At 45.1% G+C, this 22,062-nt stretch carries 13 protein-coding genes; 11 read left to right on the forward strand and 2 right to left on the reverse strand.

Going from position 1 to position 22,062, the window contains the following annotated elements:
- Positions 1-2 precede the first annotated feature (2 nt).
- From QUA20_RS04235 to QUA20_RS04275, 9 genes are all read left to right on the forward strand, one after another.
- Positions 3-830, forward strand: coding sequence for a protein-glutamate O-methyltransferase CheR (locus QUA20_RS04235; protein WP_333185678.1), 828 nt, complete (start codon positions 3-5; stop codon positions 828-830).
- The gene (locus QUA20_RS04240) at positions 802-1,509 is read left to right on the forward strand and encodes a chemotaxis protein CheB (protein WP_333185680.1); all 708 of its coding nucleotides are present in this window, start codon (positions 802-804) and stop codon (positions 1,507-1,509) included. Before QUA20_RS04235 ends, QUA20_RS04240 begins: the two co-directional genes overlap by 29 nt.
- Positions 1,510-1,516: 7 nt before the next feature.
- Positions 1,517-3,586: a response regulator gene (locus tag QUA20_RS04245; RefSeq protein ID WP_333185682.1), complete on the forward strand. Its 2,070-nt coding sequence runs from the start codon at positions 1,517-1,519 to the stop codon at positions 3,584-3,586.
- A 139-nt stretch (positions 3,587-3,725) separates the two neighbouring features.
- The gene (gene map / locus QUA20_RS04250; RefSeq protein WP_333185685.1) at positions 3,726-4,553 is read left to right on the forward strand and encodes a type I methionyl aminopeptidase; all 828 of its coding nucleotides are present in this window, start codon (positions 3,726-3,728) and stop codon (positions 4,551-4,553) included.
- Positions 4,554-4,758: 205 nt separating this feature from the next.
- Positions 4,759-5,451, forward strand: coding sequence for a response regulator transcription factor (locus QUA20_RS04255; protein WP_172190442.1), 693 nt, complete (start codon positions 4,759-4,761; stop codon positions 5,449-5,451).
- A 293-nt stretch (positions 5,452-5,744) separates the two neighbouring features.
- Positions 5,745-5,906 carry a hypothetical protein gene (locus QUA20_RS04260; RefSeq protein ID WP_333185688.1) on the forward strand — a complete coding sequence of 54 codons (162 nt, stop codon included), beginning with the start codon at positions 5,745-5,747 and terminating at the stop codon, positions 5,904-5,906.
- 218 nt (positions 5,907-6,124) lie between these two features.
- Positions 6,125-6,484, forward strand: a complete 360-nt coding sequence (locus tag QUA20_RS04265) for a hypothetical protein (RefSeq protein WP_172188516.1) — start codon at positions 6,125-6,127, stop codon at positions 6,482-6,484.
- A 651-nt stretch (positions 6,485-7,135) separates the two neighbouring features.
- Positions 7,136-12,319, forward strand: a complete 5,184-nt coding sequence (locus QUA20_RS04270) for an nSTAND1 domain-containing NTPase (protein ID WP_333185693.1) — start codon at positions 7,136-7,138, stop codon at positions 12,317-12,319.
- 215 nt (positions 12,320-12,534) lie between these two features.
- Entirely contained in the window at positions 12,535-14,802 is a 2,268-nt protein-coding gene (locus QUA20_RS04275; RefSeq protein ID WP_333185696.1) for an FdhF/YdeP family oxidoreductase, read from the forward strand.
- A 175-nt stretch (positions 14,803-14,977) separates the two neighbouring features.
- Here the strand turns inward: QUA20_RS04275 and QUA20_RS04280 are convergent, their stop codons facing one another.
- The gene (locus tag QUA20_RS04280) at positions 14,978-16,219 is read right to left on the reverse strand and encodes a glycosyltransferase family 2 protein (protein WP_333185699.1); all 1,242 of its coding nucleotides are present in this window, start codon (positions 16,217-16,219) and stop codon (positions 14,978-14,980) included.
- A gap of 639 nt (positions 16,220-16,858) precedes the next feature.
- Here QUA20_RS04280 and QUA20_RS04285 point away from each other — a divergent pair.
- Positions 16,859-19,381: a protein kinase domain-containing protein gene (locus tag QUA20_RS04285; RefSeq protein ID WP_333185702.1), complete on the forward strand. Its 2,523-nt coding sequence runs from the start codon at positions 16,859-16,861 to the stop codon at positions 19,379-19,381.
- A 124-nt stretch (positions 19,382-19,505) separates the two neighbouring features.
- Here QUA20_RS04285 and QUA20_RS04290 read toward each other — a convergent pair whose 3' ends face one another.
- On the reverse strand, positions 19,506-20,918 hold the full coding sequence (locus QUA20_RS04290) for a hypothetical protein (protein ID WP_333185705.1): 1,413 nt from the start codon (positions 20,916-20,918) through the stop codon (positions 19,506-19,508).
- A gap of 77 nt (positions 20,919-20,995) precedes the next feature.
- On the opposite strand from QUA20_RS04290, the gene QUA20_RS04295 reads away from it, so the two are divergent.
- Positions 20,996-22,024 (forward strand): hypothetical protein, encoded by a 1,029-nt coding sequence (locus QUA20_RS04295; RefSeq protein ID WP_333185707.1) that lies wholly within the window; start codon positions 20,996-20,998, stop codon positions 22,022-22,024.
- Positions 22,025-22,062: the final 38 nt, after the last annotated feature.

Genomic DNA, 22,062 nt, shown 5'->3' on the forward strand with positions numbered 1-22,062 from the left:
AAATGCCCCCAAGTCATGAACTTGAAACAATCGAAATTCAACTCCTACTAGAGGGAATGTTTCGCTATTACGGATTTGATTTTCGCAATTATGCTCTGGCCTCTCTCAAGCGCCGCATTTGGAAAACTATTCGCTCGGAACACCTTACCAGTGTCTCGGCACTTCAGGAAAAGGTACTCCACCATCCGGGCTACCTAGACCGTTTCCTGGTGGACATTTCTGTTAATGTAACGGCGATGTTTCGCGATCCCAGCTTTTACATTAGTTTCAGAAATAAAGTGGTGCCACTGCTGCGTACTTATCCTTTTATTCGGATTTGGCACGCTGGATGTTCAACGGGAGAAGAAGTCTATTCTATGGCAATCTTGCTGCAAGAAGAAGGACTTTATGACCGCTGTAGGATTTACGCTACTGATATGAATGAATTAGTGTTGAAAACAGCAAAAACAGGTATCTTTCCCCTGAGACAAATGCAAGAATATACGCAACTCTACCACCAAGCAGGGGGTAATAAAGCGTTTTCTGAGTATTACACTGCTGCTTATGAAAATGCAATTTTTCGCTCTTCTCTGAAAGATAACATTGTCTTTGCTCACCACAACTTGGCAACGGATACTTCTTTTAATGAATTTAATGTAATCTTGTGCCGGAATGTGCTGATTTATTTCAATTCATCCCTCCAAGATCGGGTACACAAGCTTTTTTATGACAGCCTGGCGATGTTTGGAGTTTTAGGGCTCGGACATCAGGAGTCTCTAAATTTTACAGTTTATGAAAAACACTATGAAGCAATTGAACGTAGTGATAAACTCTACCGCAGAATTAAATAAAAACAAGTTTGAAATAGTGGTTGTTGGCACCTCTTTGGGAGGGCTACAGGCTCTGACTGTGCTGCTGGCAAATTTGCCGCAAAGCTTTCCTTTGCCTGTAGTTATTGTCCAACACCGCCATAAGAGTTCTCAGGATAGGCTTAGTGATTTTTTACAAAAGCAAAGTTCTCTCCAAATTACAGAGGCAGAAGACAAAGAGCCGATCGCCCCAGGACGGGTTTATTTGGCTCCTGCTGACTATCACTTGCTCATAGAATCGCCCCGCGAGTGGGAGCAGAGCGTGTCTGAAAACGACTTTACAAGTTGGGGGAGGGTTGCATTGGAGCCAATGCACAATTCAAAATCACCAATCATCTGTCGCGGAACTGCTACATTTGCACTATCAACTGAGGGCCCTGTGTGTTATGCGCGGCCCTCAATCGATGTGCTGTTTGAGTCTGCTGCGGATGCCTTTGGGGAGAAAGTTATCGGGATAATTTTAACGGGAGCTAATTCTGATGGCAGTGAAGGGCTGGCAAAAATTAAAGCTGAGGGAGGATTGACATTTGTGGAGGAACCGGCCTCGGCTCTATGCCGGACCATGCCGGCCTCCGCGATCGCAAATGTTGAAGTAGACTGGATTTTACCCCTCTCTAAAATTGCTCCCTGTTTAGTCAAGTTGCTAAGAATTAAAGATTAAAAAATTTATGAATGTGCAGCTCTCCGATCGAGTAAATGTCCTTTTAGTTGACGATCGCCCAGAAAATTTGGTGGCTCTAGAAGCTATCCTCAACAGCCCCTCTTATAATCTAGTACAAGCTAATTCGGGCGCAGAAGCTCTGAGATGTCTGCTTAATGAAGATTTTGCGGTAATTTTGCTTGATGTGCAGATGCCGGGAATGGATGGATTTGAGACAGCAACATTGATCCGCTCTAGAGATCGATCGCGATCGACTCCGATTATTTTTATCACAGCATTCAGCAGTAATGACACCCACGTGTTTAAAGGTTATTCTTTGGGTGCGGTGGATTACCTCTTCAAACCCTTGGAACCGGAAATATTGACATCTAAGGTGCAGGTATTTGTGGAATTGTTCCAAAAAACAGTCGAAGTGAAGCAGCAAGCAACACAGTTAGCTGCTGTTAATAGTGAACTAACTAAAAGTGAAGAGCGGTTTCGCACTTTGTGTGCTTGTTCGCCGCTGGGAATTTACTTAGCTGACGTTGAAGGCCGCTGTACTTACATGAATCCCCGCTGTCAAGCGATTTCCGGTTTAATTTTGGACTCAAGTTTGGCAGAGGTTTGGCAGCGATCTGTTCATCCAGACGATCGCGATCGCGTAGTAGCAAATTTGTCAGCATGGATAGAAGAAGGGCAGGAATATTCTAACGAGTTTCGATTAGCTGTTAGCGAAACAGTGCGTTGGATTCACGTGCAGTCGTCGCCAATGTTTTCGGATTTGGGAAAACTGATCGGTCACGTGGGCACGGTGAGAGATGTCACTCACCGCAAGCAAGCAGAGGAAGAACGCGGCAGACTAATCCGCGAACAAGTGGCGCGGCAGGAAGCTGAGAGAGCTAACCAGATGAAGGATGAATTTCTCGCCATTCTTTCTCACGAACTCCGCACTCCTTTAAATGCAATTCTCGGCTGGTCTAGGCTGCTTCGCGCGAAAAAATTTGACGGCGAAACTATTGATAAAGCTCTAGAAACAATTGAGCGCAATGCTAAATCTCAAGCTCAACTTATAGAAGATATTTTAGATGTTTCGCGGATTCTGCGAGGGAAACTAAATTTAAATAAGCATCCGATTCGGTTGGAATCTGTGATCGAGCTGGCAATTGATTCTTTGCGGCCGCTGGCTGAAGAAAAATCAATACTCCTAGAATTAACGTACAGTCCAAATGTAGGTGAAGTTATCGGCGATTTCGATCGCTTGCAGCAAATTGTGTGGAATTTGCTGTCAAATTCGCTTAAGTTTACTCCCCAAGACGGTAAAGTAGAGGTGCGGTTGGAGTCAGTTGGGGATGAGGCTCAAATTCAGATAATTGATAGCGGCATTGGTATCGATCCTGATTTTTTGCCTTATGTTTTCGATCGCTTCCGCCAAGCTGATAGCAGCACAACTAGGTCTTACGGGGGATTGGGACTGGGATTGGCGATCGTCCGTCACTTGGTGGAACAGCACGGCGGTAAGGTGGATGCAGAAAATAATCCGGGCGAGGGTGCGAAATTTACGGTGGTTCTACCTCTTGCACAGAGGAAGGCCCGAGGTGCAGAGGATGGTTGGTCGCAGCTCAATGAGCCGGCAGAGGCTCCCCCAGCTCTGGTTAATTTGCAGTTGCTGGTGGTGGATGATGACGATGACACGCGGGAGTTTTTGATTGCTTTACTGGAGGAGGAAGGAGCTATGGTGCGATCGGCCGCATCGGTGGCCGAGGCTCTAGCTGCACTGGAGAGTTCTTGGCCGGATGTGCTGCTGAGCGACATTGGAATGCCCGGATCGGACGGCTACGAGTTGATCGCGCGGGTGAGAGAAATGGAAGTGCTCAGGGGTAGAAAGATGCCTGCGATCGCCCTGACGGCCTACGCCAGAGAGTCCGAGCGCCAGCAAGCGCTGCAAGCTGGTTTCCAGATGCACTTATCTAAACCAGTTGAGGTAACTGAGTTAATTGCCGGAATTGCTAACCTCGCAGGAATACTCGAAAATCCCGAGCCGACGGACTCGGCGGTTGAAACCGCTTTTCTGACCCCCCAATCCCGTGCCGATTACTGATAATAATATTAAGCTAGTTTAAAGGATAAGCGATCGACAGTTCGGAACAAGGCACCCGTTTTTCCCCAAAAAGCCGGATATTTGCCGTTTTTTTGCTTCAACCTGCCGTCAAAGTACAAAATTACCCGCCAATCAATACATGAATATTTTTAGCAGTCTGCTTTCTGGGCCAACTCAAGCACCCCAAGTCAAAAAACAGCGTCGAGGCATTGAAATTAAGTCGGAACGCGAAATCGAAATTATGCGGCAGGCCGCGAAAATCGTGGCAACGGTACTCAAAGAAATTTCCCAAATGGTGAAACCGGGAATGACTACTGCTGATTTAGATGCTTATGCGGAAAAACGCATCCGTTCTATGGGTGCAACTCCGAGTTTTAAAGGCTATCAAGGTTTTCCCGGATCGATTTGCTCTAGCATTAATAACGAAGTTGTTCACGGCATTCCCAGTGCCAAAAAGGTAATTAGGGCAGGAGATGTTCTCAAGGTAGATACTGGGGCATATTATCAAGGTTTTCACGGCGATTCTTGCATCACGATCGCAGTTGTGGAAGTGACTCCAGAATCTGCAAAATTAATCCGAGTCGCAGAAGAAGCTCTCTACAAAGGCATCGAACAAGTGAAAGCTGGAGCGTATTTGCTCGATCTGGCTGGTGCGATCGAAGATCATGTCAAAAGCAACGGTTTTTGCATCGTTGAGGATTTTACCGGCCACGGTGTCGGGCGAAATTTGCACGAGGAACCGTCGGTTTTCAATTTCCGCACCCGCGAAATGCCGAACGTGAAATTGCGAGCGGGGATGACATTGGCGATCGAACCGATTCTGAATGCGGGTTCTAAGTACACTCGGACGCTTTCTGACAAGTGGACTGTTGTAACGGTTGACAATGCTATGTCGGCTCAGTTTGAGCATACTGTGTTGGTGACGGAAACAGGCTATGAAATTTTGACCGATCGTTCAAAAGTTTAAGTGGAAGGGTTCAACAATAATTTTGAGTTTTGAGTTTTGAGTTTTGAATTAAAGATTTAATAAGTTTTTAATCGTTAGATCAAAACACAACTCAAAACTCTAGAGTTTAACAACAATTTTTTGAGCTCCTTCGAGAGATGGAGTGACAATAAGAGTTAAATGCGGCTAAATTAAAAGATACTGGTAAAGCGTAAGGGTAAGAGATATGTCAGCACGATTATTATTGGTAGACGATGAACCGGGCTTGCGGGAAGCGGTACAAGCTTATTTGGAAGATAGCGATTTTGCGGTTGAGGTTGCCAGTAATGCTCGGGATGGGTGGGAACTCTTGCAGCAGCACAATCCGGATTTGGTGATTTCAGACATTATGATGCCGCAGGTGGACGGTTATCAGTTTCTCAAGCAAGTGCGGGAAGATCCTCGCTATAAGGCTTTGCCGGTGGTATTTTTAACTGCTAAGGGAATGACGAGCGATCGCATTCAGGGCTATCAAGCAGGCTGCGATGCTTATCTTTCTAAGCCCTTCGATCCCGACGAGTTAGTAGCAATTGTAACGAATTTGCTGGCCCGCCGCGCGGCTGCTAAGGAGACGGGCGAAAGTGCTGAAAGTCCCGATATTGCTGCTTTGACAAGCCAAATGGCGAGAATTGAGTCTTTGCTGAGCGGGCGGAGTTCGATCGCCCAAAGTCCTTCGCCAATTAAAATTGATTTGACTCCGCGAGAACAAAGTGTTTTGGATTTGGTTGCTCAAGGTTTGATGAATAAGGAAATTGCCCGCCGCTTGGAAACTAGCGTGCGTAATGTGGAAAAGTACGTCAGCCGTTTGTTTAGCAAAACGGGTACTAACAGCCGTACTGAGTTGGTTCGCTTCGCTCTCGAACACGGCTTGACTAAGTAGAAGCCCTCTCGACTTTGCTGGAGGCTCTGCTTCGCCGCTCTGCGTTACCAGGCTCTTCCCATTGGTGACAACTTAAGCTTCTAGTCCGCCAAGGAATGAATTCGACGGGGTTAATAGCTAAAGTCCTCGTTATGAGGACTAATGAGTTTTTCAGTCCTCATAGGGAGGACTTTAGCTTTGAGACAGGGGTTTCAACAAGAGCCGGACTATCGGTTTGACGTTAAGTTGTCAGGAATGAGCTCTTCCTGGTAACGAGAATTATGCAAAAAATTAAAAATGTTAAGATATAAATATTGACAGATCTTCGGTGGCTGTGGTATGTCACATCAGCTTGCTGGTGGCAGCGCGGGGTGCGAAGAGTGGTGTGCGATTCCCTACGGGATAGCTACGCCGCGCGTACTTCTCACTGCTTTGAGTCTGAGATGAACACTCGCAAAGGCTGGGGAATTACTTAACGGGAAAACCTGACTGTTTAAGAGTTTTCACGTAGTAAATAGAAAGGCAAACAGTTGACCGGATACCCTCCGTAAAGCACACTTCTAGCGAAGTGTCACAGATGAGGTTATATTTTCTCAGAAAAGAAACCACTATTCATTAATGACAGCGCAGGAAAGTAGCGGCGGATGTTGAATTTATAGCACTACCCAAGTTTAGTTTATACCAGGAGGATAGCATGAGGAAAATCACGGCGCGACAAACGATAAGTGCCATAGTAGCACTGCCGATCGTACTAATGGCCAATACAACTCAAGCTTTTGCCGCTGATACCAGTCAGAAAATAGAGCCAATTAAGAAAGTATCGGATTTGGGCGATGAGCTTGATTTTGATATTGGCGCACCAATAACAATCAGCATTGAAGAAAGCGAGGATTGGGATGAACCTGATTTTGCAGCTACTTTAGATATGGAGATTAGTAAATTTATGACAAACAATCTTCAAGCTGTAATTGATGAGCCGCCGCCGGTAGTTTATCTCAGTGCGGCGAGGGGTCAGTCAAGCAAGGAATGCCGTATTTCAGCGATATGCGAATAACTGAATCGGATTTGCGCCATTTGGGCGATGGCTGGGAACCCCGCAAACTACGACTCTTGGGCTGGGTACAATTTGAGCCACCATCAAGATTTCTGTAAAATCCGGTTGATTTTGCTGAGAATATGCGAATAACAGAGTATGTATTTTTTGGGTATGCTTTAATTTGAGCCGCTACAACAATAAGTATGCAGGCAGAAATAAACAACTTAACTAAGTAATTGTTCGGTGTGATTGGTAATCACCAAAACGGGTTTAAATAGATTTAAACTTGTGATTGTTTCCTGTAATTGTTGAAGGCAAAAACTGGTACAAATAAGCTGATAGCAACCGCAAAAACGGTTAGTTATGACGTTTTTAATTGCACTTTATCCTGCCGTCGATTCCTTCCATCCGTTACATCCGTTATATCATGTCCGATCGAGTGACCGCGATTAAAAGGGCGGGTTTTTGAGATTGTCAATTATTGGCAGATATTTTTCGTGAACCCGCCCCTACCGTATTAGGGGTAATCGACCGGACATAATATTACATCCGTTAAATAATCCGTTGCCGAACTTCCATCCGTTACATCCGTTAAATAATCCGTTGCCGAACTTTGTTTCCTCAGCAGTTGACAGCACCTATTCTGAGAAAATTTTTCAAATATTAATTATGATTAATTCGCACTGCCAGCAAGACACCGCAGCACAGCAAAACAAAAGTTCGCTGCAAACTCTCTCCCGAACTCTGAGAATGTCTCAGGGGCAATTTTCGCTGATTTTGGTGCGGTGCAATTACAGTGGGATGAGAGAGGAAACTGTACGGCAATTGCGCGAGGAGTCTGGTATCGAGATTCGAGAAATTGTCCTCCCGGCATCAGTTAAAACTCTTTACACGACGATAGAAACCGAACTTTCCGGCAGCCAGCCGTCAGCTTTAATGGTGTTTGGATTGGAATCGGTAAGCGCGATCGATCGAGTCCTGACTTCTACGAACTACGTTAGGGAAGAATTTCGGAATAATTTTCCCTTCCCGGTGGTGCTGTGGGTGACAGACAAAATTTTAAAAAAACTGATTCGGTTAGTAACAGATATCGAGACTTGGACGACAACTGTTGAATTTGTGCTCGGCCCAGACGACTTGGTGGATTTCCTGGGCAAAAGTGCCGATCGCATTTTTTCCCACATTTTAGAAAGCGGCAATTGGCGTTTAAGTAATTCTGCCATTCTCGGAGCCAACTCTTTGAGTGAATTAGAGTCCGCTAGCCAAGACTTGCAAACTTGCAACATTAGGTTAGAACCCGCTATTGAAGCGAGTTTGCAATTTATTCGCGGTCGGCACGAATATGCTTGTCACCGCATCCCGGCTGCTCTTGCATTGTATCAAAAAAGTCTCAATTTTTGGAAGTATCAAGTACCATTTATTGGCGCAAAAACAGAATTTAGCAATTTGTTATTTACCGTTCATCCGGCCCCGGTGTTAGAGGGGATTATGCTATTCCACATCGGTCTTTGCTACCGCTTCCAAGCAGAAATACACCGCAGCGGGAACCGTCCTTACTGGACGGAAGCTAAGAATTATTTTCAGGAATGTATAGATGTTTTAGAACGCGCAGGACGGTCGGATGCAGTTGGTATATTCATCAATCAACTCGGCGAAGTATTACAGCATTTAGAAGATTGGGATGCACTCTGGAATTTAGCTATCAAAGCTCGGAGGTTACATCAAAAGATGGAAAATTCAGCAGTTAATTTGGCTCAAGATTACGGCTTTTTGGCTAGAGTAGCCTTAGAGCAAAAGAACTGGCAAGGGGCAAAAGAATGGGCTTTAGTCGCTCTAAACGTTCTCAACTCGAATTTAGAAGCGACGGGACAGGGAACGCCTGTAAAGTCGCAGCATCAAGGCTTATATCTGTTAATTTTAGCAGAGGCCCAGAGCCAGTTGGGTGAGATGGAGGAGGCGATCGCGCATTTAGAGCTTGCTCGCTTGGAAACCGAACCTTGCTACAACCCGCAACTGTATTTGCGGGTTTTAGAAATGCTGCGATCGCTCTATTTTCAGCGGGGAGAATATCTCGAAGCATTTCAAATTAAGCAAGATTATCGAGCCGTGGAACATACATATCGGTTCCGAGCTTTTATTGGAGCCGGAAAGTTGCAGCCGCACAGAGAAGCGGTTAATTCCGTTGCCGAAACTATTGTCGGCGCTGCTACTATTGCTGACGAAATTACTGCTTCCGGCAGAGAACAAGACCTGAATCGCTTGATATATAGGATGAACAATACCCCAGACAAACTGACAGTAATTTACGGTCAGTCTGGAGTTGGTAAAAGTTCAATAGTCACCGGAGGATTAGTACCGGCTCTCAAACAAAAAAAAATAGAAATGCGGACTGTTTTGCCCGTAGTGCTGCAAGTTTACAACAACTGGCCGCGGGAATTGACCAGACAGTTATCTGCTCTTAAAGCTGAAATATTCGAGCCGGAAATTTCCGAAGCCTTACCAGAAACTGCTCCGGTAGATTTTCCAGTAGAAGCAGGCCCAGTCAATGGAAATCTTATTTCGGGATTTCACGGTGGAGCGATTGGGAATAATGAGGATCGAAGGGAGCAGTCACAGCCAGTAGAATTAATAATAGAACAACAGGCGATCGAATACGAAAACATTATCAAGGATCTGCAAAGAAATTCCGAACATTTAGTGACTGTTCTGATATTTGACCAATTTGAAGAATTCTTTTTTGTGTGGAAAGAGCCAGAGGCAAGACAAATATTTTTTGATTTTTTGCGGGAATGCTTGAAAATCAAATACTTAAAAGTCGTCCTGTGTTTGCGGGAAGATTACCTGCACTATTTGCTGGAATTTTCCCGACCCAAAAACCAGACAGAATTCGTTAACAATGATATTTTGGAGGACATTCTCAGCAAAAACATTCTGTTTTATTTGGGAAATTTTTCGCTGAGCGATGCGCGATCGGTAATTCGCACTTTAACTGAACGAGCACAGTTTTACTTAGAACCAGAACTGATTGAAGAATTAGTTAAAGATTTAGCTGGAGAATTGGAAGAAGTCCGCCCGATCGAACTACAACTTGTCGGCGCTCAACTGCAACAAGAAAACATTAGAACTTTAACTCAATATCAGGAACTCGGCAACAATCCGCAACAAAAATTAGTCGAAAGATTTCTCGAAGAAGTCATCAAAGATTGCGGTCCTGAAAATGAAGTAGCGGCGCGCCGAGTTTTGTATTTGCTAACAGATGAAGAGGATATCCGTCCCCTAAAAACTCGCGCCGAATTAGCCTCGAATTTAGCGACGTTTGCCGAAGCTGATAAATTAGATTTAGTCTTAGAACTGTTAGTAAACTCTGGCTTAGTTTTTCGGTGGACGGAACTGCCGGCAGAGCTTTATCAGCTCGTTCACGATTATTTAGTTAGCTTCATTCGCCAGCAGCAAGAATTAGATCAAAAGGCAGAATTTGAGGAACTGCGAAAGCAAAACCAAATTAACCGAGATGAAATTGAACAAATTCGCAAAGACAGAGAGCAAGATGCTTTGCTGTCGGAAGCTAGAGACAAACAGTACCAAGCGGAAGCTCAACTTTACCACGCTCGGAAATGGCAATTGCGGGCGGCGGTTCTAGGAGTGCTTGTACTCGGAGGTGTTTCGGCGATGGCATTCGAGCAAGCAAAATTAGCAGAAAGCGCGCGGCAAGAAGCAGAAACCAGTCGGACTGATGCCCTAAATTCGGCGTCGGAAGCTTTGGTGCTTTCTAATGAAAAAAATCAATTAGGAGTGTTAGGAAATAGTATCAAAATTGGTCGTGGTTCTCAGAAAAGTACAGCGCTGCCTGCGGACACTAAAAATCAAATTTCTGAAAGACTCAGACAAGCCGTTTCCGGTGTGCAAGAACGCAACCGTTTCGAGCAGCACAGCAAGTTTGTTTTGGATGTGAGTGTCAGTCCCGACGGCAATTCAGTTGCTTCGGCAAGTGCTGACAAAACTGTGAAATTGTGGAGCAAAGAAGGTAAGTTATTAAAAACTTTCAATCACCCGGATAGCGTGACGAGTGTTAGTTTTAGTCCCGATGGGAAAACGATCGCTACTGGTTGTGCCGATCGCACAATTAGAATTTGGCAAGTAGATAACGACAAAAATGCGATCGGCATTTTATCCGGCCACCGCGATATCGTCACCAGCATCAGTTTCAGTCCCGACGGCAAAACCCTAGCTTCTGCAAGTCACGACAACACCGTCAAAATCTGGAACCTTGCGAACAAAAAATTGCTGCAAACCTTAACCGGACACAAAGACTGGGTGCTCGGCGTCAGTTTCAGCCCCGACGGCCAAACAATTGCCTCAGCAAGTGTTGACAAAACTGTAAAACTTTGGAACCGAGAAAGTAAAACCCAGAAATTTAAAATTAATCCCAAAACATTAACCAATCATTCTGGAATTGTTTACAGCGTTAAGTTCAGTCCCAACAGTCGAGAACTCGTCTCAGCAAGTGCCGACACCACAGCCAAAATTTGGAACCGAAATGGTGAGGAAATCAGAACTCTCAAAGGACACAACGATGAAGTTGTCAGCGCGAGTTTCAGTCGCGACGGCGAAAAAATTGTCACCGGCAGTGCAGACGATACGGTGAAAGTTTGGAGTCGCAGCGGCACTTTGCTCAACACTTTTCGAGGACATCAAGACGACGTGAGGGCCGTAGTTTTCAGCGGCGATGGCACTATTGCTTCCGCAAGTAAGGACAAAACAGTGAAACTTTGGCAACCAAACAGCACTCCGTTGAATAAGATTTTATCGGGACATGAAGACTGGGTTTACAAAGTAAGTTTTAGTGCTGATGACAAAACAATTGCTTCTGCTAGCGGGGACAAAACAGTGAGACTTTGGCACGCTGACGGTAGTTTATTCAAAACCTTAGAAGGTCACAAGGATTCTGTTACCTGGGTGAGCATTTCGCCTGATGATAAAACTGTTGCTTCGGCTAGCGACGACAAAACGGTGAAAGTCTGGAATTTAAACGGGAAACTGTTAGATACTCTCAGCCACAGCGGCATTGTCAGAAGCGTGACTTTTAGTCCAGACGGAAAGATAATTGCCGCCGCAAGTGCCGATCGCAAATTGTACCTCTGGCGCTGGAACGGTTCTAAAGCAACTTTGTTTGCAAAACTCGATCACAGCAATCCAGTAATTAGCGTTAGCTTCAGTCCAGACGGCAAAACTATTGCTACTGCTACCGCTGCTGAGGACAAGCCAACCGGGAAGAAAAAGGCTTTTGAAATTACCGGAGAAAAGAGAGTTTACCTCTGGCAATTTAACGGTTCGTCGGCGAAAATTCTGAAAACTCTCGACCACCAGGACAGCGTTAAAAATGTTAGCTTCAGTCCCGACGGGAAGACTATTGCTGCTGCTTGCGCTGACAAAAAAGTTTACTTGTGGGGGTTTGATGGAAAGGTGGCAAATTTAACTGAAAAACTCGACCACAGCGATACTGTAGAAAGCGTGAGTTTTAGTCCCGACGGCAAGTTAATTGCGGCCGCTAGTGGGGGAAATACTGTTAAACTGTGGGATTTTGACGGCAAGAAGGCGCTGCTATCTAAGACTTTAGAATCGAGCGATCGGGTGTTGAGCGTTACTTTTAGTTCGGACAGCAAAACTCTGGCTTTTGCTAGCAGGGATAGAAGTGTAATTTTGTGGCCTGTGGAGAATTTGGAATTGAATAATATTATTGCTCGGAGTTGCGAATGGTTGGGAGATTATTTGCAGAATGACCCGAATGTTGCTGAGGGCGATCGACTGCTTTGTCTTGGGTTTGGGAAACAGGCGTTAAATAAGAGGAAGTAAACCTGGTTTGTAGTGAGGACTTCATTTCTCTCTCTGCGGATGAAGAAGGACTTGCATTCTTGACAGCTAACCTAGAGTTTAATTTAGATTAAAATCTCTATCTGTTGAATGGTGTTTTTGGTTGTAAATTTGCGGTAAAATTTCAGTAATAAACTTAACTCCTTTGGCGGTTCGCCCGCCGCATCAATCCGCAATTCCAACAAAAGGTAAACCGCATGGATGTCAATTCCCAAAATGTCCAACCAATCCCGCCATTCCACGAGAAAAATGAGGAAACGCCAGACATAGGCGGCGGTTTGCCCGTAATAGAGTTTTGGGCAAAACATACATTGTCCCCGGAAGGCCCAAAACTTTGGAAAACTTTGCTGCACAAAAGTGCTTGTTTGTCCTGTTCTTGGGGCACTGGCGGGCAGAAAGGAGGTTTTACGAATGAAGAGGGCGAAAAACTTCAGCGCTGCATGAAAAGTGTGGAAGCAATCTCCGCTGAAATCAAGCCGGCTATCTCAACTCAATTCTTTGAAAAGAAGAGTATTGCACAACTTCAGCAATTAACTTCAATGGAAGCCGATAGGTTGGGAAGGTTGAGTTTTCCGATGATTTTGCGGGCTGGTTCGTCTCATTACGATCGCATTTCTTGGGAAGAAGTTTATCAAATTGCCGAAGCTGCCTTTCGCAAAACCCCGGAACGAGTGGCATCCTACAGTTCTGGCCGTTCTTCAAACGAAGCGGCTTTTCTGCTGCAATTGATGATGCGGGCGATGGGTTCCAATAACTTAGCAGATTGTTCAGATCTCTGCCACGCTCCCTCGACAACTGGCTTAAGCGAAATGTTTGCCACCCGCACCTCGGTAGTGAGTCTAGAAAACTTGAAGGAAGCAGATTGCGTCGTACTCGCGGGCAGCAATTCTTCCTACAACCATCCCCGCTTGATGAACGAATTGATTAAACTTCGCGACAAAGGCGGTAAAATAATTGTAATTAACCCGGTCATGGAAATCGGGTTAGTCAAGTTTGGTTCTCCCGCATTTCCCGTCAAGTCGCTCATCCCCGGTTCCGATATTTCCTCGCTGTACTTGCAGCCAATTCCCGGTAGCGATACGGCGCTATTTGTCGGCATTCAAAAGTCTGTAATCGAACAAGGATTGCTGGACGAAAAATACTTGCAAGCTTATACAGAAGGCTGGGAAGCAGTAGTCCAACACGCCCGCGAAACGTCTTGGGAAACTATTACTGAAACCTGCGGAGTTTCCCGCGCAGAAATTGAGGCAGCCGCCAAAATTATCGGCACTTCACAGCGGGTTGTCTTCGGTTGGGCGATGGGAATTACCCAACACGATAACGGTGTAGATAACGTTTTCAGCATTGCCAATACTGCTTTAATGACAGGAAATGTCGGCAAAGAAGGTGCTGGATTAATGCCCGTGAGAGGACACTCAAACGTGCAAGGGTTCGGCTCTATGGGCGTCACTGTGAAGCTGAAAAAAGAAATTCAACAAGCTTTAGAAAAGTTATTGAATCGTCCCCTCAGCTCTGTTAAGGGTTACGAAACTCGATCGCTCATTGAAGCAGCAGATGCAGGCAAAGTCGATACGCTGATCTGTCTGGGCGGCAACTTGTATGGGGCAAATCCAGATTCAAATCAGGCAAAAGAAGCTTTAGGTAAAATCGAAACTATTATTTACCTCGCAACTAAACCGAATTTAGGGCATTTTAGCGGCTTGGCAAAACACAATACAATTGTGATTCCTGTACTGAATCGATTTGAAAATCCCCATAAAACAACGGTGGAATCTGGGAATAATTTTGTGCGTTTAAATGATGAGGGTGAAACTCATCTCAAAAATGCAGATCTGATTCCAGAGGTACAATTTTTGACGGAATTAGCCAGCAGAATTCACGGCGATTTTCCAGTTGATTGGCGCCAACTTCAAGACACAAAATACGTTCGGCAATTGATTGCTAAAACTATTCCGGGCTATGAAAAGATAGCAACAATAGATGAAACCAAAGAGGAATTTACCATCAGCGGTCGCATTTTTACGGAACCTAAATTCCCTACAGAGTCTGGGAAAGCGAAGATGTTTGTCGCGCCTTTACCTAAGCTGAAATTACCGGAAGCGAAAGAGTTTGGAGTATCGGAATCAACACAGGGTATTGTTGTGGCATTGATGACGGGACGCAGCTATTCTCAGCACAATACTGTCGTCTACAAAATTGATGACAAGTACCGGGGAATGCCGCACCGCAACTGCATTTTGATGAATAGTGCGGATGCAGAAAGTGTGGGTTTGCAGGAACATCAGCGGGTTACGGTACAGGGAAATGCGGGGAAAATGGAAAATGTCGAGGTGATTTACGGGGCGGTTCGCGTGGGTGCTGCTTTGATGTTTTATCCAGAAGTTAATGTGATTTTTCGCCCGGAAATTGAAAAGCGATCGGGCACGCCTGCTTACAAGCGCGTACCTGCTTTTGTATACGCATAAATGGGAGATCGGGTAAGGTGCGCAGTGCTAGCCCTAAATTTAGAAGTTTTGGGTAAGTCCTAGCAAATACTCTAATCACCCCGTCAAAATCAACTGTTAATACGGGTAAGGTGCGGTGTGGATGGAGTCCTACATATAGAGGTTATACAGAATTTTGGTAGCAAAAACAATGGGATTAACTCTTAATTTGCAAGGCTCTACCCCGCCAAGTCCATCCCCAACCGGTTTCGGTTTTAATCGCAGAACCGATCGCAATCGCCGCCACTAACGCACCTCCCAAACCTCCCAACCACCAGTATTTCGTCGGACAGTCAGAAATCTCGGCACCCAAGCGGCGCAAATTGTAATGCTGCCAAATTACGATTACGGATAAACAAATAGTTAACAAAGTAATTGGCAATTGGTAATTGGTAATTGGTAATTGGTAATTGGTGATTGTCAGAATTTCTGCGAAGTCCCCGTTTGCCAGCAAAATAGCTAATGCCAACCAGGGCATAGGATAAAGAAATAACATAATTGCGGCCATGTAAACCATCAAGCCCCAACTGCGGTTAGCGCCGAGATACAGATTCTTTGTCCAGCCTTCCCACAAGGCGTTCCAAGATCGATACATCCGCACGGATGCCAAATTTGATCCGGAATAAAGTCCGAGCTTTAAAGCCGCACGTTTGATGCGTCTAGCTAATTCCACATCTTCAACAATTTCGCCGGCAACTGCTTCGTGACCGCCGATTTTTTCGTAGGCAGATCGCCTAAATAGCATAAACGGGCCGCCCGCAAAAGCGCTGTCTGTTGTCGGATCGTTGACTGCGGTGAAGTCGTAGCAAACTGCTAGGTGATTGAACATTATCGGCTGCACCAACCACTCGGCAAAACACTCACAAACCAGCGCTGGCATACAGGTTAGCAAGTCTATTTTCTCGGTTTCTGCTGTGGCGATAGCGGTTTCGATCGCCCCCGATTTGAGCCGCACGTCGGCATCGATAAATAATAAGAAGTCTCCGGTGGCTACCTGAACAGCTTGGGTGCAGGCCCAGTTTTTGCCCGCCCAATATTGGCTCGCAGGTCGCGGCTGACCTGCTAATATTTTAAGGCGGGGGTCGTTGAGCTGCTGTTGCAGGGTTTGCCCGATCGCTAGCGTGTCATCTGTCGATCGATCGTCTACAATCAAAACCTCTAGGTTGTCCACAGACAGGGCTGTACTCTCCAAAATGGCGATCGCGCAATCCCGAATATTCTCCGCTTCGTTGTATGCTGGTACGATTACCGAAACTTTGGGGAACTGCGCGGCCCGCCCAGGTGAGAGCCTCGCTGAAATTCTGTCGGTTCGAGGCGCATTTTTGACCGATCGGCGCAAATTCTTAGTGTAAGCTCTACTTACTATGAGAGAAAAGATTAGCAGGGTTAACAATATCAAAGCGAACTGACCTCAAAATTTTGGTACACAATTTGTCTCCTTAAATATTAAAAAATATTAAAACAAAAAGTTAGTCGATCGCCCGGAAAGTTATTTTGACCGAAAGCATCCAGGATACAAGCCCCCGGATTCATCCGTGGGGTCAATGCTTCAATCTAAAATCTAAAATCTAAAATCTAAAATCGATTGACCGCCTCTTTTGCTATAATTTGTGAGCATCTTTCGGCTCGCCCGCAGCGAGGGGCAAGACCCCTCATCCGGTCAGCGACCGAAAAGCCGAGGATAGATATCAGTTGTCAGAGGAGATTGCAATGGGCGAATTTTTTACAGTCGATGTGTTGGCGAACACGATAGCGATACTCGGCGCTTTGGGTTTTTTCTTTTTGGGATATCAAGCTTTGCAGATGTTGAAAAAATAAAGTATTTAGTAAATAAAGCCGAGTTTGCAGTGGCGGTCGCATCAACTTAAATTCTTGTGAGGTGGGCATCCGGCCCGCCAAAATATGCAATTTAAATCGATCGCAGCGATACATAGAGAGAAAGTAAAGAGCGAGGCTGCGAAGGGTAAAAATAGCAATTCCTGCCGGCAGTGCAACTGTTTCTTGCGAAAATCAACCAAAAAAAGGCTGCGTTATTATCATGGTGAGCCAACTTTTAGATGGACGCTATCAAATCATTGAAGTCATAGAAACAGGAGAATTTGGACAAACCTATCTGGCCAAAGATATTCGCCGTCCGGGAGAACCGCAGTGCTTTGTCAAGCACCTGCGTCCCGGTACCACCGAACCGAAATTAATTAATACTACGCGCCGTCTTTTTCAAAAAGAAGCAGAAGTTCTAGAAAAGCTCGGTCAACACGACCAAATCCCTCAGTTATTCGCTTATTTTGAAGAAAATGAAGAATTTTTCTTAGTTGAATCCTTTGTTGCCGGTCACTCGCTATCAACCGAGATTGTACCGGGCAAACCTCTAACAGAAGAAAAAATGATTTCTTTGCTGAAGGAACTGTTAGAAATTTTAGTGTTTGTACACGGACAGGGAGTAATTCACCGAGATATTAAACCGGCAAATTTAATCCGCCGCTATTCAGACAATAAGTTAGTTTTGATCGATTTTGGGTCGGTGAAAGAAATTCACATCGCTCAAAGGCAAGCGCCGGTAACTGTGCGGATTGGCACGCTGGAATATATGCCGATCGAACAATTTCAATACAACCCGCAACTCAACAGCGATATCTACGCTTTGGGAATGATTGGCATCCAAGCAATGACGGGTTTGCCGGCTTACGATTTGCCGAAACTGCGGGATTTGAAAAATTCTAATAAAGGCGAAATTGTTTGGCGGCATTTAGCCACGTGTTCCCAAGCGCTGGCCGATGTTTTGGATAATATGGTGCGCTACGATTTTCGGGAGAGATACCAGTCGGCGGCGGAAGCTTTAGCCGATTTGAGGAAAATTGGCGATCGCTCTAGGGCGCGGATTCCCAAGCTTACAATATATCGCGAAGAAGTCGATCGGCGCAGCAGCAGCCGCGGTGACATTACAGTCGTCGGTCGTAGAATATTAGATGAACTGCGCGTCAGTTTGGAATTGCTGCCAGAAGAAGCAGAGGCGATCGAAGATGAGGTATTGAACCCTTACCGGAAATACAGGGAAAAAGGCGAACGCTACGAACAATCACTGCAAGAAGCAATGCAGCAAGAATATCCCTTTTCTCTGGAAACTCGCGACGAGTTAAAACGCTTGCAGCAAGTTTTAGGGCTTACCGACGAAGATGCCGCGAAAATCGAAGAATTAGTCATTCCTAAATCTTTATTCGCTAAATTGTACAAGGCGATATCCACAGTTTTGGAGGGACACCGCAACCCCAATCCCCCACCAGCAAGCAGCGCCCCTCAACCGGAATTGCAGGCAAGTCCGGCGGTATCCCCGCAGCTAAATCTGAACGGAAAAACCGATTTGTCGTTAGCGCAGCCCTCGGAGAGGATCGCCCCCACCGCAGCGCTTGTCCCCAAAGAAACTCGCAAATTCAATCCTTATCTCGCCGGGGCAACAATTGCGGCTCTCTTCGCTGCGATCGGCGGAATTTACGGATATCTCAAGTTGCAAGAATGGCAGCAGCAAGTCCAGAAAGAATCTCAACAACTCAATCAAATTGAAGCTCTTTATAAAGCCAGCAATTATGAAGGCTGCATCAGCCAAATACCAACAATTGCCGGCACTTCCAGCAGCTATGCGTCCGCTCAGGAGTTACAGGAACAGTGCCAAGCAGGCTTGCAGTGGAAGAACGCCAAAGTCAAAAATTTCGCTCAGCATTCAGATGCTGTTGGGTCTGTTGCTTTCAGTCCAGACGGCTTAATGTTAGCCAGCGGTTCTAAAGACAAAACCATCCAAATTTGGGATTTAGCTACAGGTAAGTCGATCCGCACTTTTCCAGGAGATTCCTCCACTATTTGGTCGGTTGCTTTTGACTCAAAGGGTACGAAACTGGCTACTGGAACCGGTTTTTGGCGAGTCATGCTGTGGGATTTGAAAACAGGGCAAGTGATTCGCAGTCTCGACCACACTGCTTCTGTTTGGTCTGTCGCTCTCAGCCCCGACGGACAGCTTGTGGCTAGCGGCAGCGGAGACACAACCACGAAGATTTCGGATGCAGCAACTGGCAATGTGATTCAGAATTTGCCCGACCATACAGATTTTGTTTATTCTGTTGCTTTCACTCCAGATGGCAAAAGTTTGGTTAGCGCTTCTAAGGATAAAAAAATTACAATTGTTGATGTAGCAACAGGGGCGTTGCTCAAAACTATTGAGGGACACGGCGAGCCCGTGAGGTCGATTGCTGTTAGCCCGGACGGCAAGACAATTGTTAGCGGTTCCTACGATGAAACTATTAAAATCTGGAATATCGCAACAGGAGATTTAATTCGCTCTATCAACGGACATTCTGACGATATTGTCTCGGTTGCTATCAGCCCGGACGGCAAGTTTATTGCGAGCGGGAGCAAGGATAAAACTATTAAAATTTGGGATTTTGCTACCGGAGAATTGCTTAATACTTTGACCGGACATTCCGATGAAGTTTATGTGGTGGCTTTTAGTCCCGATGGCAAAACTCTTGCTAGCGGTTCTAAAGACAATACTATTAAGTTGTGGCTGAGGTAATACGATTTTAGATTTTAGATTTTAGATTTTAGATTTTAGATTGGAATGACTTACTGCTTAATGGTTGGGAACTTCCCTACCGTTTCATCTTTTTGAGGAACTGATATAATTAGTCATTGGTCATTTAATTGCTGTAATTCAGCTCGGTTTTTAAGGTTGGGGGAAAGTGCCAATAAGGCGTTTCTACTTCGTCCTCAGTTGGAGAATTTTCAGTTGAGTTCTCTCGGATTTGAAAAAAGTAGTAGAGGTTAGCCACAGTTAAATCGGATATTTCTTGCCAATTCGAGGCAGCTAAAGCTTGATAGCCAGTAGCGATCGCCTGCCGGCTGACATAAAATTCGTATCTCCGGCGGATTTCCGGCGACACAGCGAAGGTTAGCTGGTCGCGCAAGGATAGAAAGTGAGACTTTTGTTTTAAAGTTTCATAAAGTGAAGGTTCCGCAGCTAATACCGCGAATGTAGTGTGCAAGCTGCTTTTTAAACTATCGCCGCTGAGTTTATCTAAACTAGCTAACTGGTGCTGCTCTTTTGAAGACAAAGTTTGCATCCAATCAACCTCATTTTGCCAAAATTTTATTACACTTAAATCATGACCGAGAATCCTAGTAACTTCGGGAAATAAAAAATCTAGTTCGGGTTCCGATTGACATCCTTTAACAACAGTTAGAAGATCTTGACGAATTTTTGATTGGAGTTCCAGCAGGCGATCGCTCACCATATCGTAGGCCCGCTGCAAGTGAAACGTGACCCCGATCGCCTGCTCGATCGCCCAAACACATTCCATTTGCCTGAGCTGTCCGGCAGAACACAGCCCCTCCAACAAACTGGGATTGTCATAAATTTTTAAAGCCTCAAACAGCATATCCCGCCCGGTATTAATTTCGGAATTCCGAAGTTTAAGATCGGGTACTGTCAGGGCTGACTGACAGCGTTTGATAGCTTTAGAAAAAATATCGTAACCGTTAACCACTTTCTGGCGGTGCATTTCAAAACTAGAGTCGTGAGCCACCTTAAAAATCTGCTGGATTACCTCTACCCCCCTATCTTTGAGGATGTGTCTGAGATCGATAAACCCGTCTTTAATTTTTAGCTTCTGGTGCTTGGCCTCTTCTCTGATTTTTAATACTTGGTTGAGGTTTACTGCTGACAAAACTGTACTCGATACAGCGCCAATACCAATGACAGCAGCAGTCGCTTGCATCACTGCCAAATTAATTTTCAGACAGTTAAGCATTCTGTATATTTTTTGAAACCCCTGATGAGTTTGAGCAACCTGCAACGGCGCTACTGTAACGTACACGGGAGCTACCAGCGGCTGTATGGGGCCACCTCCGGCTAACTGTGCGAGCAATCCTAGAACTCCGCGATCGGATCTAGTTTCGGTTGTTGATTCATAAAAGATTTTTGCGATCTCCACAAACTCCCCTGTCACCGGATCTCTAGCTGCGGGGAGCAATTTTCCTGTTTTGGCAGCAGGCTGTACGAGGTTGCCACTATTGAGTCGTGCCTGAGTTGCAGGGGTGAATAGATAATCCATGTTGTGACTCAGTTTGCATTCAAAAAGGCAGATGTTCTGTATTGTATGCTGTTTAGGGAAACGAGGGATGAAAGGAAATGAATGAGTATCTCAAGGCATTCCAGGCTATTACCCAGTTTAGCGATCGATTGTTGGCAGACGAATATCAATCCGTGGAGATTAAACAGTCAGCTACCCACCTCAGCTTAGATGTGGAACCTTGTATTGAGGAAATTAAGCAATCTGCCCTCAGACTCAAGGGGTTACTTCAGGTATGTTTCAAAGATGTATCTCAGGCTGAGGATGTGTGGAATAGCAAGCCGAGAATTGCTGGAGCATCTCCGGTTGATGTCTGGGAGCAAATTGGCGAACTAAGCGGATGCGATGTGAGAATTCGCAGTTTAGGAAAACAGGGCAAATATGATGCTGTTGTTAAAGTTCGCAAATCGTGGAGCGACAAGGCTACAAAGTTAAAAAATCAGTGGTTTTTGTGGGATAAAAACTATCAAGTCTTTCAAAGAGATATTATCGGTTTTTTTGAAAAAGATAATTTGCACAAAGAGTTACGGCATGAAGTTGATTACCAGGCAGAGCGAGTGATTTTAATTATGGAGAATGAACTTAATTTGATATTTAAAGAATTACAATCTATTGATATTGAAAAATTTGAATTTTGTCTTGAATGCTTCGACATCAAAAGTCAAGCGCGATTTAGAGAGCGACTGCAATCAATAGGTAGCGAGATTGTGTCGAAGTTTACGGAGCCACTGAAATATTTGCCGGATTCTTATATGAAGACTTTTAAAGAAACGCTAAAAGAACCTGTAGAAATTCTGGTTCATAAAAGCAAGATGGGAATCAGTTTGGTCGATTTTGAAGAGTCCTGTAAAGTGATTGGGTCAATTATGGATAATTTGATTTTAGAAATTTTTGAGGAGCGCATGAAACTGGCCATTCAAACAGTTGAAAAAGCGATGAGGTTCTACAATGATTTTTTAGAGAAGCAGGCGCGGTACCAGCAAGAAACAGCCCAACAGCGATCGGCGGAAAAAGATTGGATCGAATACCAGCGGGAGCAACTCAGGGAAGTTCAGCAGTATATTGAAGCCGTCATCAGTAATTGGTAATTGGTAGTTGGTAATTGGTAATACAGGCTGATACCAAA

This window comes from Microcoleus sp. Pol7_A1, assembly GCF_036701085.1.
Classification (GTDB): domain Bacteria; phylum Cyanobacteriota; class Cyanobacteriia; order Cyanobacteriales; family Microcoleaceae; genus Microcoleus; species Microcoleus asticus.

Coding starts and splice junctions, on each gene's coding strand:
- QUA20_RS04235 (WP_333185678.1), top strand. CDS start 3: ATGCCCCCAAGTCATGAACTTGAAACAATCGAAATTCAACTCCTACTA.
- QUA20_RS04245 (WP_333185682.1), top strand. CDS start 1,517: ATGAATGTGCAGCTCTCCGATCGAGTAAATGTCCTTTTAGTTGACGAT.
- map (WP_333185685.1), top strand. CDS start 3,726: ATGAATATTTTTAGCAGTCTGCTTTCTGGGCCAACTCAAGCACCCCAA.
- QUA20_RS04255 (WP_172190442.1), top strand. CDS start 4,759: ATGTCAGCACGATTATTATTGGTAGACGATGAACCGGGCTTGCGGGAA.
- QUA20_RS04265 (WP_172188516.1), top strand. CDS start 6,125: ATGAGGAAAATCACGGCGCGACAAACGATAAGTGCCATAGTAGCACTG.
- QUA20_RS04270 (WP_333185693.1), top strand. CDS start 7,136: ATGATTAATTCGCACTGCCAGCAAGACACCGCAGCACAGCAAAACAAA.
- QUA20_RS04275 (WP_333185696.1), top strand. CDS start 12,535: ATGGATGTCAATTCCCAAAATGTCCAACCAATCCCGCCATTCCACGAG.
- QUA20_RS04285 (WP_333185702.1), top strand. CDS start 16,859: ATGGTGAGCCAACTTTTAGATGGACGCTATCAAATCATTGAAGTCATA.
- QUA20_RS04290 (WP_333185705.1), bottom strand. CDS start 20,918: ATGGATTATCTATTCACCCCTGCAACTCAGGCACGACTCAATAGTGGC.
- QUA20_RS04295 (WP_333185707.1), top strand. CDS start 20,996: ATGAATGAGTATCTCAAGGCATTCCAGGCTATTACCCAGTTTAGCGAT.